At 70.9% G+C, this 14657-nt stretch carries 16 protein-coding genes and 1 pseudogene; 10 read left to right on the top strand and 7 right to left on the bottom strand.

Features of this window, described 5'->3' with window-relative positions:
* The 4 genes and pseudogenes from QR77_RS46830 to QR77_RS46825 form a co-directional block, all read right to left on the bottom strand.
* Window positions 1–560: pseudogene (locus QR77_RS46830) on the bottom strand (hypothetical protein); the annotation flags it as partial.
* Between the two features lie 10 nt (window positions 561–570).
* Window positions 571–825 (bottom strand): MoaD/ThiS family protein, encoded by a 255-nt coding sequence (locus QR77_RS21580; RefSeq protein WP_040023704.1) that lies wholly within the window; start codon window positions 823–825, stop codon window positions 571–573.
* A gap of 44 nt (window positions 826–869) precedes the next feature.
* A complete protein-coding gene (locus tag QR77_RS21575; protein WP_040023703.1) occupies window positions 870–1697 on the bottom strand; it encodes an alpha/beta fold hydrolase in 828 nt (275 codons plus the stop codon).
* 94 nt (window positions 1698–1791) lie between these two features.
* Entirely contained in the window at window positions 1792–1953 is a 162-nt protein-coding gene (locus QR77_RS46825) for a hypothetical protein (RefSeq protein WP_160310941.1), read from the bottom strand.
* A gap of 26 nt (window positions 1954–1979) precedes the next feature.
* On the opposite strand from QR77_RS46825, the gene QR77_RS21570 reads away from it, so the two are divergent.
* The 9 genes from QR77_RS21570 to QR77_RS21535 all read left to right on the top strand — a co-directional run bounded on the left by QR77_RS21570 (window position 1980) and on the right by QR77_RS21535 (window position 9974).
* Entirely contained in the window at window positions 1980–2831 is an 852-nt protein-coding gene (locus QR77_RS21570) for a response regulator transcription factor (RefSeq protein ID WP_040023702.1), read from the top strand.
* 24 nt (window positions 2832–2855) lie between these two features.
* A complete protein-coding gene (locus QR77_RS21565) occupies window positions 2856–3878 on the top strand; it encodes a LacI family DNA-binding transcriptional regulator (RefSeq protein WP_040023701.1) in 1023 nt (340 codons plus the stop codon).
* A gap of 133 nt (window positions 3879–4011) precedes the next feature.
* Window positions 4012–5154 (top strand): trypsin-like peptidase domain-containing protein, encoded by a 1143-nt coding sequence (locus tag QR77_RS21560; RefSeq protein WP_040023700.1) that lies wholly within the window; start codon window positions 4012–4014, stop codon window positions 5152–5154.
* Window positions 5155–5180: 26 nt separating this feature from the next.
* Window positions 5181–5411 carry a hypothetical protein gene (locus tag QR77_RS21555; protein WP_040023699.1) on the top strand — a complete coding sequence of 77 codons (231 nt, stop codon included), beginning with the start codon at window positions 5181–5183 and terminating at the stop codon, window positions 5409–5411.
* A gap of 91 nt (window positions 5412–5502) precedes the next feature.
* A complete protein-coding gene (locus QR77_RS21550; protein WP_040023698.1) occupies window positions 5503–6240 on the top strand; it encodes a response regulator transcription factor in 738 nt (245 codons plus the stop codon).
* Between the two features lie 59 nt (window positions 6241–6299).
* Window positions 6300–7715, top strand: coding sequence for a HAMP domain-containing sensor histidine kinase (locus QR77_RS21545; RefSeq protein ID WP_040023697.1), 1416 nt, complete (start codon window positions 6300–6302; stop codon window positions 7713–7715).
* 68 nt (window positions 7716–7783) lie between these two features.
* Window positions 7784–8182 carry a hypothetical protein gene (locus QR77_RS47845; protein ID WP_201778818.1) on the top strand — a complete coding sequence of 133 codons (399 nt, stop codon included), beginning with the start codon at window positions 7784–7786 and terminating at the stop codon, window positions 8180–8182.
* Window positions 8125–8562 (top strand): hypothetical protein, encoded by a 438-nt coding sequence (locus QR77_RS47840; protein ID WP_052488960.1) that lies wholly within the window; start codon window positions 8125–8127, stop codon window positions 8560–8562. The genes QR77_RS47845 and QR77_RS47840 overlap by 58 nt, the downstream gene beginning before the upstream one ends.
* Window positions 8563–8825: 263 nt before the next feature.
* A complete protein-coding gene (locus QR77_RS21535; protein ID WP_052488959.1) occupies window positions 8826–9974 on the top strand; it encodes a hypothetical protein in 1149 nt (382 codons plus the stop codon).
* Between the two features lie 68 nt (window positions 9975–10042).
* On the opposite strand, the gene QR77_RS21530 is transcribed toward QR77_RS21535, so the two are convergent.
* From QR77_RS21530 to QR77_RS21520, 3 genes are all read right to left on the bottom strand, one after another.
* On the bottom strand, window positions 10043–10450 hold the full coding sequence (locus tag QR77_RS21530; protein ID WP_040023695.1) for an ATP-binding protein: 408 nt from the start codon (window positions 10448–10450) through the stop codon (window positions 10043–10045).
* A 266-nt stretch (window positions 10451–10716) separates the two neighbouring features.
* On the bottom strand, window positions 10717–11901 hold the full coding sequence (locus tag QR77_RS21525; protein WP_107069106.1) for a helix-turn-helix transcriptional regulator: 1185 nt from the start codon (window positions 11899–11901) through the stop codon (window positions 10717–10719).
* Window positions 11902–12175: 274 nt separating this feature from the next.
* Window positions 12176–14005, bottom strand: a complete 1830-nt coding sequence (locus QR77_RS21520; protein ID WP_040023693.1) for a bifunctional metallophosphatase/5'-nucleotidase — start codon at window positions 14003–14005, stop codon at window positions 12176–12178.
* A 204-nt stretch (window positions 14006–14209) separates the two neighbouring features.
* Between QR77_RS21520 and QR77_RS21515 the strand changes: the two genes are divergently transcribed.
* A partial coding sequence (locus QR77_RS21515; RefSeq protein WP_040023692.1) for a GNAT family N-acetyltransferase occupies window positions 14210–14657 on the top strand: 448 nt, incomplete at its 3' end.

Below are 14657 nucleotides of genomic sequence, written 5' to 3'. Positions count from 1 at the left end.
GCGGGCGCCTGCCCGTACGGCTGCATGGGCTGTTGTCCGGGGGCCACGGGTGCCCCGGGTGTCTGTTGAGCCGCAAGCGGAGGCAGATACGCGGTCTCGGCGGCGGCCCCCGCACCGGGAACACCGGGCACACCGGGCACACCCGGAGCCGCCGGAACCCCGGGACCCGCCGGTGCCGCCGCGTGCCGCGCCTGCTGCGCGTGCCGGGGCCGGTACTCGGCCTCCGGGTGCCGGGGGTGCTGGTTCTGGACGAGCGGCTGGTACGACGTGTCCCAGGTCTGGCCCTCCCACGTCTGGGCGGCGGCCTCGGCCTGCCCTTCCCCGTAGCCGTGCCCCTGGCCCTGCGTCCCGGCCCAGCCCTGCGGGACCTGAGGCCGCTCGGCGGCGCCGGGCTCCTGGTGCGGGTCGTACGGCGCGTGCGGCTGCCCGTACTGCCCGGGCGCGGGCTGTCCGGGCGCGGACTGCCCGGGTCCGTACTCCCCAGGCCCGTACTGCCCGGGCTGGGGCTGGGGCCCCTGACCGGGGTTCTGCCCGTACGGATACTGCTGATCGTCGCTCATCGTGTGCGGTTCACCCTCCTGCGAACGGCGGGAGCACCTCGACCGTGCCGCCCTCGGCAAGCCGTACGGTCTCATGTCCACGACCACCCACGGGGTCACCGTCGACAAGGAACGAGGACCGCTGGAGTACGCGGACCAGCTCGCCCGGGTGCTCCACGCGTACGGTTTCGAGCGCCTCGGCCAGGTTCTCGGCGGCGTACGGCTCCTCCGCGATGCCCGCCGCCGCCTTGGCCGCGGCCCAGTACCGGATCGTGCCCGCTGCCATCGCGGACTCCTTTCGTCGGGTCCCATGATGAACGACGCTGAGGGCTACTCCTTCCTCAGCCAGTCCCCGATCCGGGCCAGCAGCGCCTCGTCCGACGCGTTCTCCGCGTGCCCCATGCCCGGCTCCACCCACAACTCGGCAGGTCCGGCGTCCGCCAGCATGTACGGGTGGTCGAGCGGGAAGTAGTGGTCGCGGTCGCCGTGCACGATGAGCAGCGGGGTCGGGGCGATCAGCGGGACCGACTCGACCGGCGACAGCGGCACCGGATCCCAGTCCTTGTGGTGGATGCGGGTGCGCAGCCCGTAACGGCCGACCAGCCGTCCCGCCCGCCGGGTCACCACCCAGTGCAGCCGGCGCATCGGCGCCGTACCCCGGTAGTACCAGCGCGCCGGGGCGCTCACAGCCACCACGGCGTCGGTCCTGCTCTCCGGCCGGTCCTTGTGCAGCGCCGCGTGCCGGAGCACGACGGAGCCGCCCATCGAGAAGCCGACCGTCACGACCCGCTCATGCCCCAGCGACCGCGCCCACTCCGTCGCGGCCGCCAGATCGAACACCTCGCGGTCGCCGACCGTGGAGCGGCCACCCGACCGGCCGTGCCCCCGGAAGGAGAAGGTCAGCACGGAGGCCTGCCGTAGAAACACCTGCGCCGCACGCCGTACGGCGGGCCGTTCGACTGAACCGGAGAACCCGTGGGCGACCACGATCGCCGTCCCGTGCCCGGGCTCCGGATCCGGTGCGAAACCCGCTGTACACGGCTCGTACACCGCCTCGACCTGAACCCCGTCGGCGGTCCTGAGGACCGTACGCAGGGCACCCGGAGCGAGCCGAAGAACGGATGATCTGCGGTCTTGACCCTCTGAAGCGGAGCACATGTGGGCTATTCTGCTGCGAAGAGGATCCGGGCACCGTCGCCCCCGGGTCCTTTTGTGTTTCCCGCTCAATGTTACAGACAGATGAACAGTCGCATCAGAACGTGCGGGCGGCGGAATACGGCATTACCAGCAGGACCAGCACCATCAGCAGGACCAGTACGACCAGCAGTACCCGCAGTACCAGCAGTGCCGCATACGTCCTCGCAGGGACCGAGGAGGAACCGACGTAATGGGCAAGCGAAACGCGAACGACCACAGTCCGGCTCAGGCAGGTGAGCGGCGATGAGTTCTCTGCTGCTCCTGACCAACGCCCTCCAGCCGTCGACGGAGGTGCTCCCCGCTCTCGGACTGCTGCTCCACAACGTACGGGTCGCCCCCGCCGAGGGACCCGCCCTCGTCGACACCCCTGGTGCCGATGTCATTCTGATCGACGGCCGGCGCGACCTGCCACAAGTGCGGTCGCTCTGCCAGCTCCTGAGGTCCACCGGACCCGGCTGCCCCCTGATCCTCGTGGTGACGGAGGGCGGGCTCGCCGCCGTCACCGCCGACTGGGGCATCGACGACGTGCTGCTCGACACGGCGGGACCAGCCGAGGTCGAGGCGCGCCTGCGGCTGGCCATGGGGAGGCAGCAGATCTCGACCGACGACTCCCCCATGGAGATCCGCAACGGCGATCTGTCGGTGGACGAGGCGACCTACAGCGCGAAACTCAAGGGGCGGGTCCTCGACCTGACCTTCAAGGAGTTCGAGCTGCTCAAGTACCTCGCCCAGCACCCCGGCAGGGTCTTCACCCGGGCCCAGCTCCTGCAAGAGGTCTGGGGGTACGACTACTTCGGCGGTACGCGGACGGTCGACGTCCACGTACGACGGCTCCGCGCCAAGCTCGGCCCCGAGCACGAGTCGCTCATCGGGACCGTACGCAACGTCGGTTACCGCTTCGTCGCCCCGGAGAAGGCCGACCGGAGCGAACGCGCCGAAGCACCCCGTACAGCACCCGCGAACGAGCCGCACGACGCACCGCGCAACGGGTCGCACGACGGGTCGCACAACGGCAGGTCCGACGAGCGGCCGGCCGAGCCGGAGACCGCGCGGGACAGCGAACGGGAAGCGGTGGTACGGCCTGCCAAGAGGTAGGTCATCACGCGTAGACTGCCGCGCGTGGCCAAGGTGACGCGGGACGATGTGGCACGACTGGCGGGGACTTCGACCGCGGTCGTCAGCTATGTCATCAACAACGGACCGAGGCCGGTCGCCCCGGCCACGCGCGAGCGGGTACTCGCCGCGATCAAGGAGCTGGGGTACCGGCCCGACCGGGTCGCCCAGGCCATGGCTTCGCGCCGTACGGACCTGATAGGGATGATCGTCCCCGACGCCCGGCAGCCGTTCTTCGCCGAGATGGCGCACGCGGTCGAACAGGCCGCCGACGAGCGCGGAAAGATGGTCCTGGTCGGCAACTCCGACTACCGCGACGAGCGCGAAGTGCACTACCTGCGGGCGTTCCTCGGCATGCGGGTCTCGGGGCTGATCCTGGTCAGCAAGGGTGTGAGTGAACGCGCCGCCGCCGAGATCGAGGCCTGGGACGCCCGCGTCGTGCTGCTGCACGAGCGTCCCGAGGCCATCGACGACGTGGCTGTCGTCACGGACGACATCGGCGGCGCGCAGCTCGCCACCCGCCACCTGCTGGAGCACGGCCATCCGTACGTCGCGTGCCTCGGCGGTCTCGACTTCACCCCGACCGTCGGCGACCCGGTGGCCGACCACGTGGAGGGCTGGCGGCGCGCGATGCTGGAGTCGGGCAAGTCGCTGGAGGGGCGCCTGTTCCAGGCCCCGTACAACCGGTACGACGCCTATCTCGTCGCCCTGAAGCTGCTCGCAGGACCCGACAGACCCCCGGCGATCTTCTGCTCCACCGACGACCAGGCGATCGGCGTGCTGCGGGCCGCGCGTGAGCTGCGGCTCGATGTGCCCGGCGAGCTGGCGGTGGCCGGTTTCGACGACGTCAAGGAGGCCGGGCTCACCGATCCGCCGCTGACGACGATCTCCTCCGACCGTCCCGCGATGGCGCGCGCCGCCGTGGACCTGGTGCTGGACGACGGGCTGCGGGTGGCGGGGTCGCGGCGGGAGCGGGTCAAGCAGTTCCCGTCCGCGCTGATCGTGCGGCGCTCCTGCGGCTGCGCGTAGGTTCTTAAGGTCCTACGCGAGGGCCCCACGCGGGGTCCGGCCGCCCGGCCTTTATATCGGGCATACGAGGTTCTGTCGGGCTTCTCAGGACGTCCTCAGCCGGTTCTCATGTCCAGCGCCGACAGTCAATCGCATGACGAACTTCTTCCGCCGCGGCGGCCACGACAACGACGATCAGCAGCCGGCATTCCAGCAGCCCCAGTACCAGCAGTCGCAGTACGCGCAGCCCCAGCCGCAGCAGCCGCAGCAGCCGTTCGACGCGTTCGGCAACGCGTCGTACCCGCCGCCGCCCGCGTACGCACCCGCCGTCCACGCCCGCAGGGCACGGCGCCCCGTCTCGCTGCTCGCCGCGGTCGCCATAGCGGCGGCGGTCGTCGGCGGCGGTACGGCGTCCCTCGTCGAGCACGTCTCCGGCAACGGCGGCAACGGCGGGAGCCTCGGCGTCAGCGGTACGACCGTCGCGCAGAGCAGCAACGGTACGGTCGCCGGCGTCGCCGCCGCCGTGTCCCCCTCCATCGTCGAGATCAACGCGACCTCCGACGCCGGGCAGTCCACAGGCGCCGGTGTGATCGTCACCTCCGACGGCCAGATCGTCACCAACAACCATGTGATCTCCGGCGCCTCGACGGTGAAGGTGCAGCTCAGCACCGGTAAGACGTACACCGCGCAGGTCGTGGGCACCGACCCCGGCAAGGACCTCGCGCTCATCAAGCTGGACGGGGCGAGCGGCCTGAAGACGGCCACGCTCGGCAGCTCCAGCCAGGTGCGGGTCGGCGACCAGGTGGTGGCGATCGGCTCCCCCGAGGGTCTGACCGGCACGGTCACCAGCGGCATCGTCTCGGCCCTCGACCGGGATGTCACCGTCGCGAAGGACCCGGGCCAGGGGCAGAGCCAGGACCAGGGGCAGGGCCAGGGGCAGGGCGGCGGCCAGGGGCAGGGCGGCGGCGGATTCGGCGGCGGCGACGGCAACTGGCCGTTCCAGTTCGGCGGACAGCAGTTCAACGGTGACACGGGCTCGTCGACGACCACCTACAAGGCGCTCCAGACCGACGCCTCGCTCAACCCCGGCAACTCCGGCGGTGCCCTGATCAATATGAGCGGCCAGATCATCGGCATCAACTCCGCGATGTTCTCGGCGAGTTCGGACTCCAGCTCGGGCGGCGCCGGCGGCGGCGACTCCAGCTCGGCCGGCAGCGTCGGCCTCGGCTTCGCCATCCCGGTCGACACCGTCAAGGCCGACCTCGGATCGCTGCGCGACGGCGGCAGCAACAACTGACCCCGCCCCCCATCGAGGAGCAGCGCATGCCCCCCACCCGGATCACCGTCAGGCGTCTCGCGGGACCGGCCGACCTGGCCCTCCCGCTGGACCTGGCGCAGGAACTCGCGGCGACCGCGGCTCCGGTACGCGACGAGCCCAGCGCACGAGGCACACGGGGCGAGCGCGCCGAGCGCGCGCCGGAGACCGCCCCCGCGACCGGGCCCGTACGCAAGAGCCGCAAGGCCCGGCGCCGCGCCGCCACCGGGCGACGCTGACCAGCACCCCGTAACTCCGTAGGCTCTGTAGAAGCTGACCGAACCAGCACCGCACCCGCCGCGCCCGCCGAGCTGACGAGGATGAATCGACATGAGTGCCGCCGAAGGCGATCCGCAACGCATCCTGATCGTCGACGACGAACCCGCCGTACGTGAGGCGCTCCAGCGCAGCCTCGCCTTCGACGGGTACGGGACCGAGGTCGCCGTCGACGGCATCGACGCCCTCACCAGGGCCGAGGCGTACACACCGGATCTGATCGTGCTCGACATCCAGATGCCCCGGATGGACGGCCTGACGGCGGCCCGCCGGCTCCGCGCCGCGGGGTCGAAGGTGCCGATCCTGATGCTGACCGCCCGCGACACGGTGGGTGACCGCGTCACGGGGCTGGACGCCGGCGCCGACGACTACCTGGTCAAGCCCTTCGAGCTGGACGAGCTGTTCGCCCGGATCCGCGCGCTGCTGCGGCGCAGCTCGTACGCGGCGTCCACGGGGGACCTGCCCGACGACAACGTACTCGCCTTCGCCGACCTGCGGATGGACCTGACGACCCGCGAAGTGATGCGCGGCAACCGGCGGGTGGAGCTGACCCGTACCGAATTCACGCTGCTGGAGATGTTCCTGGCGCACCCCCGGCAGGTGCTCACCCGCGAGCAGATCCTCAAGGCGGTCTGGGGCTTCGACTTCGAGCCGAGCTCGAACTCGCTCGACGTGTATGTGATGTACCTGCGCAGAAAGACCGAGAGCGGCGGCGAACCGCGCCTGGTCCACACCGTGCGCGGGGTGGGGTACGCGTTGCGCGCCGACGTGACTCCGGGCGGTCCCGAGTGAGCGGTGCGGGCGGTGGTGCGGGCGGTGCGACCGCTCTGGGCCCCGGAGGTACGGGCGCGATGCGCCGCGTCGTCCACCGGCTCCGTACCCTGCCGCTGCGCTCCCGGCTCGCCCTGCTGGTCGCCTCGGCGGTCGCGCTCGCGGTGGCGGCGGCCGCCGTCGCGTGCTGGCTGCTCACCCGTAACCAGCTCTACAGCGAGCTGAACACGTCACTGGAGCGGAGCGAGGCCTCCACCAGCGCCGTCCAGGCGGCGCTGAACAACTGCGGGTCCACCGCCACCACGGACAAGCCCGCCTTCGCCTATGTGCAGGTGGTCACCGCCGACGGGGTGCGCTGCGTCGAACCCGACTCCCAGCCGGTGAAGATCCAGGCGCAGGACCTGGCGGTCGCGCGGGGCACCGAAGGGCCGTCCCTGCACGACAGCACCACCGACAGCGGCGCACAGGTCCGGGTGCGCTCCACCCATGTCACCATCCGGGCGATCGGCCCGGTCGCGATCTCCGTGTCGCGTCCCCTCGCCGAGACCGACACCTCGCTGAACCGCCTCGCGCTGCTGCTCACCGCCGTCGCGGGCATCGGTGTGCTCGGGGCGGGCGCCGCCGGTCTCTGGGTCGCCAGGGCGGGGCTGCGGCCGGTGGACGGGCTGACCCGCGCGGTCGAGCATGTCGCGCGTACCGAGGACCTGACCGTACGCATCCCGGTGGACGGCGAGGACGAGATCGCGCGTCTCTCGCGTTCGTTCAACTCGATGACGGCGGCGCTCGCCTCGTCCAGGGACCGGCAGTCACAGCTCATCGCCGACGCGGGCCACGAGCTGCGTACGCCGCTCACCTCACTCCGTACGAACGTCGAACTGCTCGCCCGCAGCGAGGAGACGGGCCGCGCGATCCCGCCCGACGACCGCAGGGCGCTGATGGCCTCGGTCAAGGCGCAGATGACGGAGCTGGCCGCGCTCATCGGCGACCTCCAGGAACTGTCGCGCCCGGACGCGGCTGACCCGGGCCCGCTCAGGGTCGTCGCCTTCCACGACATCGTGGAGAGCGCGCTGGAGCGCGCGCGGCTGCGCGGCCCCGAGCTGACGATCGACGCGCGGCTGAGCCCGTGGTACGTACGCGCCGAGCCGGCCGCCCTGGAGCGCGCGGTGGTCAACGTCCTCGACAACGCGGTGAAGTTCAGCCCGCCGGGCGGCTCGATCGAGGTGTCGCTGAGCGGCGGCGGCGAGCTGACCGTGAGGGACCACGGCCCCGGAATCCCGGCCGAGGACCTGCCGCACGTCTTCGAACGCTTCTGGCGCTCCTCGACGGCCCGCGCGCTGCCGGGCTCGGGTCTCGGCCTGTCGATCGTGGCCCGTACGGTGCAGCAGGCGGGCGGCGAGATCGCGCTGCGGCCGGCGGCCGGGGGCGAGGGCACGGTGGCGGCGATCAGCATTCCGGGCGCACCGACGCCACCGCCGGAGGGGATGCCGGCGTACTAGGCGTACCAGGCGTACCACGCGGTGGCCCCCTTGACTCTCAGGCCGCTTGAGATCCCATGGTGACGGGTGTGAACCAGCTCTACTCCATCGCCGCCGAGACCACCCTGCACGACCTGGCCGTCACGCATCTGCGGCTGGTCGAGGACCAGTTGCGGCAGTTCCGGGCACGCCGCGCCGTGCTGCGGACCATCGTGCGGCAGCCCACCACGGCGGAACAGGTGAGCCTGATGCACAAGCTGGTGTCGATGTCCGACGACGACCGTGACCGGCTGATCGACCGGTTCTGGGACTCCGTGACCGACGGTCTGGACGTCCACCCCGGCTATGCCGAGCGGCTGCACAGCCGAAGGCCGCACCTGCCCGAGGAGCCGTCCACGGAGCAGTTGGAGGCTGGATCGAACTCGCCGGAATGGTGCGGGACGAGGAGTTCAGCTCGGCGCTGCGGGACTTCTTCCACCGCGCCTTGATCGCTTCGCCGGAGATGACGGCCCGCGTCGAGCGGCACCGGAAGCTTCTCCTGGAGGCACGGGCCTCCCAACAGGCTGGCGTGCCCGCGGATTCGCCGGGGGCCCGGGACATCGCCGAGCGGGTGGCCGCCGACTCGGGCGAGCTGGTCGCCGCCCTGACCGGGGAGCACGACGCCGACAAGGCCCGGCGCTCCGTCGCCGAGTTCGACCGGAACGGCGATGCGGCGCGGTGTCGGGACAGAGCGGCCGGCCTGAGGCTGCTGACCCGGTACCACTCCCTGGTGGCGACGATCAACGGCACACCCCAGCCGGACCTGGACCGGGACCGCGCGGCGGCGGTCCGCGCGTGGATGGCGGCCGCCCTGCGCCAGGGCGGCTGATGGCGCCGGAGAGCCGCATATTTCACCGAGATGCAACTCCCTTTACAGTTGCGGGCGATGGGGCCTGAGTTAATCTCCGTGATGCACCTTGAGCAGTCGGCACAACCGCGGCGCACATCCAGGGAATGGCGCAGGGGGATCCTCGGAAGCGGGGTCGCGGTGAGCCAGACGGTCCCTGTCCGCGCCCGGTCCTCCGGCACCGGCGAGTCAGCCGGCTCCGCCTCTCCGTGACCGGTGGCAGACCACCACGAAAGGAAGACCGAATGCCCAAGCCCCCGCAGCGGAACACGGGAGACGAAACGGCGTCAGCCTCCCTCCCGCCGGACGCGCGAGCGTCGGTGACTCTGCCGTCCACGCCGGCCTCGACGGAGGCCGTTTCCACCGCTGAGGAGCAGGCCGCGAGCGCGGTGCCGGTCGCCGCCCCGGCCTCGCCCTCCGTGGGCACCGTAGGCACCACACCGGCTCGCCCGGAAGGAGTCACCGGGGCGCCGGCCACCGACCCCGCCACTGCCCCCGCCTCCGCCGCCGCTGATCCGGAGGAGGCCGAGGGACCCGACCCCGAGGAGGCCACGGAGACAGAGGAGGCTTCGGCGACAGCGGAGACCACCGCGTCGTCGGCCACCCCCGCGACGGCCACCGCCTCCGAGGCCGCAGCCGCCGAAGAGACCTCGGCCGTCGCCGTGACGGCCACCGCCACCCTGGCGCCCAACGGCTCCGCCACCCGGTCCGCCTCGCTCAACGGCCTGCCCAAGAAGCCCGCCCTGGCCGCCGCCGCCATCGTCGGCGCCGTCCTCCTGGCCATCCCGGTCCTCGTGGCCAGGAACGGCGGAGAGCCGCAGAAGACGGCACTGACCTCGCGCGAGCAGGCGGCCTCCACCGTCCTGGAGGCGAGCCCGCTGGTCGGGGCGCCGGGCAACTACGCCACCGAAGCGCCTCCTTCCCCCTCCCCCTCCCCGTCGAAGGTGCCGACGGTGCCGAAGGCACCCCTCGCCGCCGTGGGGGGCGCGCTCCCGTCGCACCCGACGGCCTCACCCAAACCGTCTCCGCACAAGGAGCCCAAAAAAGCCACGAAGCCCAAGGCGCCGGTGTGGACGACCACCCAGGTGTCGGCCGTGAGCAAGCTCTTCGCCGGCCAGTCCTGGAAGACCAACCGGATACGCCTGACCATGCAGGGCGACGGCAACCTCGTCGTCTACAACGAGAAGAACAACCCGACGTGGGCGACCATGACGTTCGGGCAGAACTACAGCGCCTGGTTCCAGGAGGACGGCAACCTCGTCGTCTACACGCCGGACCACCGCGCCGTATGGGCCTCGAACACGTACACCCACCCCGGCGCCAAGCTGGTCCTCGAACCGGACGGCAATGTCCGCATCAAGGCCGGCGGCACCTCGGTGTGGGCCACGCACTAGGTCCTGTCCGGTCACCGGCAAGCCCGGCCGGGGCCCGCGAAGAACGCCCCGGCCGGCGGCTCAACTGATCAGCTCCCCACCGACAGTTCCGCCCAGACCAGCTTCCCCGGGCCGCCCGCACGGTCGTCGACGCCCCAGTGGTCGGCGAGCGCCGCGACCAGCGCGAGCCCCCGGCCGCCTTCGGCGTCCAGGTCCGTCATCCGGAGTTCGGGCCGCGCGCACGACGCGTCGTGCACCTCGATCCGTACGCCCCCCGGCACCGGATGGAACCACGTCTCGATCTCGGCCCCCGGTGTCACCCGCGCGTGGCGTCCCGCGTTGGTCAGCAACTCCGAGAGAACCAGCACCGCCGAGTCCTCCAGGGGCGCCAGCCCCCAGCCCAGCAGCGCCTTGTGCAGTTCCAGCCGTGCCAGCGCCACGCAGCGCGGATGGGCCGACCACCGCATCACCACAGCACCGTCCGCTTCCAGTGCCATCAGGCCCCCGCCTCCACTCGTCGGTGATCCGCGCGGAGGAGCGGACCGCGGGGCAACAGCTCCGTGACGTGCCCGAGCTCCCTGAGCTCCCTGAACTCTCTGAGACGGACGCCCCGCTGCCGCACGTTGACGCTCCTCCGACGGGTTGGCCACTCCCGGACCTTTCACCCGATCACGGGATGGATGGCTCCTCCCCATCGTCCCGAAACGACAAGGCCGGAACTATCAGTCCTTACTGATAGCTCCGGCCTTGGGTTGACTCTCCGTCACACGCCCAGCCACGCGCCATAGTTGGTGAACGTGTCGGGCATCCGGCGACGGGCGGACTCCAGGCCCGCGTAGGTCTCCCTGACGGTCGGGTGGTAGCGCGTCTGCTGCGGCGCGAGCTTCCGGGCCTTGCCCAGACTCCTGAACGCCGCCTCCGTGCTCCCCGTCCACAACTGGGCCCGCGCGACCTCCGCGTAGTGGTGGGCCAGCCGCGACGGCGGCCAGTCGGCCGGCACCCGCATGTCCTCCGCCGCCTGAAGCGCCTCGGGGTACTTGTCGAGTTCCGCGAGCACGCTCACCCGGTGCGCCCCCACATTGGTGGGGCCGAACGACAGCCAGTGGACCTTCTCCGCGGGACCCGTCAGGCCCGCGAGCCGGCGCGCCTCCGCCAAGTGCTCCTCGGCGCCGTCCGCGTCCTTGCCCCGTCCGGCGAGGACAGCGGCGCCGAGATGGATCTGACCGGTCACCACGTCGCGTTCCCGGCCCGCCTCGGCCTGTTCGAGCCGGGACATGCCGAGCCGCACCAGCCTGTTGCCCGTACGGTAGTCGCTCGCCCGCAGGTAGGTCAGCGCCCGCATGTACTGCCGCATCGCCCCCACCACCGGGTCCGAGGCGCGCTGCGCGGCCCACTCCATCCGGTCCAGCGCCACGGTGCACAGGTCGAGGAATCCCAGCTTGGTCGTCACGTCGTACGCCGTGCGGTAAATCCCGGCGAGCATCCGCCAGTTGTCGTCCTCGGGGCTCAGGTGCACGGCCGTGGTCGCCTCGGCTATCAGCCCCGGCAACTCCGTGGCCACCCGCTTGATGTGGGTGGCCCGCACCAGCACGCACAGATGCTCGGCGTGCTCCGCCAACTCCGTCACGGGACGCGGGCTCACGTCCGGGTCCGGGCCCAAGTCGTAGAGGTTCAGGGCCTCCCGGATCGGCTGGATCAGCTCGTCCAACTGGTCCTGGCGCAATTCGTCGAGGTACGGCTGCCCTGTGAGTGTGGTGACAGGAATCGACAACGCCCGAGCCAGTGCTCCGATCACGGAAGGACTGGCCGGCAGGATATTCTGCTCGACTTTCGTGAGAGTGCTGTAGGAGACGTGTGAAAGATCCGCGAGTTCGCGCTGTGTCAGCCGCCGCACCTTACGCGCGTGGGCGATCCGAGCGCCTGCATGATGGTCATTGTGGGGGGGCATCAAGATCTCCATTCTGCGCCGCCACAGGAACCGTACCCCCGGCCCACCTCACCCGAACGGCCTTGCGGAGCCGTCCGTAAGCGCTTGCCGAAAACCCGTCACCGAATGTCAAAAAGGCATAACGCATGGGCATAATCGCAGCGCACTGTTCGGAGTCGGACGAATTCAGGCAGTGCCGAACCGTCCCGTCGCCGGAAAAGGAAAAAGCGGCGGACCGAAGTCCGCCGCTTTTCCCCTGTCGCTCAGGCGTACCGCTCCGCGACAGCCGGGACCGCTACCTGATCACTGTGATCCGGTCGGCCGCCGGCGGCGCCAGCGGGGCCTCGGCGCTGGAGTTCGCCGCCAGGTACGCGTTGAACATGTCCAGGTCCGAGGAGCCCACCAGCTTGTTCGTGCCCTGACCCAGCGCGGCGAAGCCGTCGCCGCCACCCGCCAGGAACTCGTTCATCGCGACGCGGTACGTCTTCGCCGGGTCGATCGGCTCACCGTTCAGCCGGATCGAGTCCGTCACCACCCGGTCGGCGCCCGTCTTCGTCAGGTCCAGCGTGTAGTGGAGGTTGTCCGAGACCTGAAGGATCTTCGTCGACGCCTCGTTCGCACCGCTGACCTGCTGCTGCAACGCCGCGACGAGCTGCGCGCCGGTCAGGTCCACCGCGTTCATCATGTTGGTGAACGGCTGGACCGTGAACGCCTCGCCGTACGTCACCACCCCGTCGCCCTCACTGCCGGCCGCTGCGAACACCAGGTCCGACCTGATACCGCCCGGGTTCATGAAGGCCACCTGCGCGCCGCCCTTGTCCGCCGGAGCCATCCCGGCGAGCTGCGCGTCGGCGATGACATCACCGAGCGGCAGCTCCGGCGTCGTGGTGCCACGTCCGTTGATGTCCGCGGAGATGAAGCCCTGCGGGGTGTTGGAGATCGGCGCCGCCAGCGTGTTCCAGCGCGCGATCAGGTCCGTCATGTCCTTGGCCTTGGCCTGGTCGCGGCTGACCAGGTGGTTCGCCGAAGCGACCTTCGTACGGACGATGTCGTTGCTGCGGCGGTCGTACGTCAGCGTCGTGTCCGTGTACAGCTTGCCGAACGACGACGCCGAGGTGACCAGCCGCGGATTGCCCGCCGGGTCCGGGATCGTGCAGACGTACGCGTTGTGGGTATGGCCCGTCACCAGCGCGTCGACCTTCGGCGAGATGCCCTTGGCGATGTCGACGATCGGCCCCGACACACCGTCGCCGGCCCCCGGGCTGTCACAGTCGTAGTTGTACGAGGAGGAGGCCGGCGCGCCGCCCTCGTGGATCAGCGCGACGATCGACTTGACGCCCTGCCGGTCCAGCTCCTTGGCGTACTTGTTGACCGTCTCGATCTCGTCGTGGAACTTGAGCCCCTTGACGCCCTCCGCCGTGACGATGTTGGGCGTGCCCTCCAGGGTCACCCCGATGAAGCCGATCTTGACACCGTCCTTCTTCCAGACCGTGTACGGCTTGAGGATCGGCTTCCCGGTCTTCTCCGACGTGACGTTCGCCGCGAGGTACGGGAAGTCCGCGCCCTGGAACTTCTTGCCCTTCTCGTAGCAGCCCTCCGTCGGGTGGCAGCCGCCGTTCTGGAGGCGGGCCAGCTCCGTGGCGCCCTCGTCGAACTCGTGGTTGCCCACGCTGGTCACATCGAGGTCGATCTTGTTGAGCGCCTCGATGGTCGGCTCGTCGTGGAAGAGCCCCGAGAGCAGCGGGCTCGCGCCGACCATGTCGCCGGCGGCGGCGGTGACGGAGTACGGGTGGCCCTTGCGCGCCGTGCGCAGCGAGCCGGCGAGGTACTCGACACCCCCGGCGGGGATCGCCTTGACCGTGCCGTCCGCCTGGGTCTCGTTGACGGTGCCCGCGGAACCGGCCGGCGGCTCCAGGTTGCCGTGCAGGTCGTTGAAGGACAGCAACTGGACGTCCACCGTGCGCGGCGCCGGGTGGCCGTGGCCCTGGCTGTGCCCCTGATCGTGGCCATGGCCGTGCGCCGCGGCGGCGGGCGCACCGGCGACCAGCGCGCCGACGGTCACCAGACCGGCCGCCGCGGTGAGCACCCGCCCGGGCACGCGCTTCTTCTTCGGTGTCGCTGACATCGTTCCCCTTGTGAGTTCAGCGTGGAGAGCTGACGGATAAACAGCCATGCGGTTATGCGGTTGTACGTGTCTATGAGAATCGTCTGAGGATCGCGACCCGCAGCCTAGAGTCAACGCGCGTAGCGCGACAGGGGTCGCCGGGTTACGTCCTGGTTGCCGTTGCGGGTGCCGGGCCCCTCGCCACCCTCCCCGTACCCTCGACGCATGACTGACGCAGCAGCCCGCGCGACCGGCCGGCAGATCCAGACACTCGACGCGCTCACCCCCGAGCAGGCCGGGGACGTCCTCGGCCTGCTCGAGGCAGCCGCCGCCTCCGACGGCGTGCAGGCCGTCTCGGAACAGGGCCGGCTCCAGTTGCGCGGCGGACACCGCGAAGGGGTACGGCACTTCCTGGTCATCGCGTCCGACGAACTCGTGGCGTACGGGCAGTTGGAGGACACCGACCCCGTCGAGGCGCCCGCAGCCGAGCTGGTCGTACACCCCGAGCGGCGCGGTCGCGGCCACGGCCGGGCACTGCTCAACACGCTGCTCGCCGCCTCGGGCAAGCGGCTGCGGGCCTGGGCGCACGGCGGCAGGTCGGCGGCCCGGCACCTCGCGCAGGTGATGGGCCTGACCCTCTTCCGCGAACTGCGCCAACTGCGCCGCCCGTTGG

The organism is Streptomyces sp. 150FB, assembly GCF_000818195.1.
Classification (GTDB): Bacteria; Actinomycetota; Actinomycetes; order Streptomycetales; family Streptomycetaceae; genus Streptomyces.
This window is presented reverse-complemented; position numbering and strand designations above follow the sequence as displayed.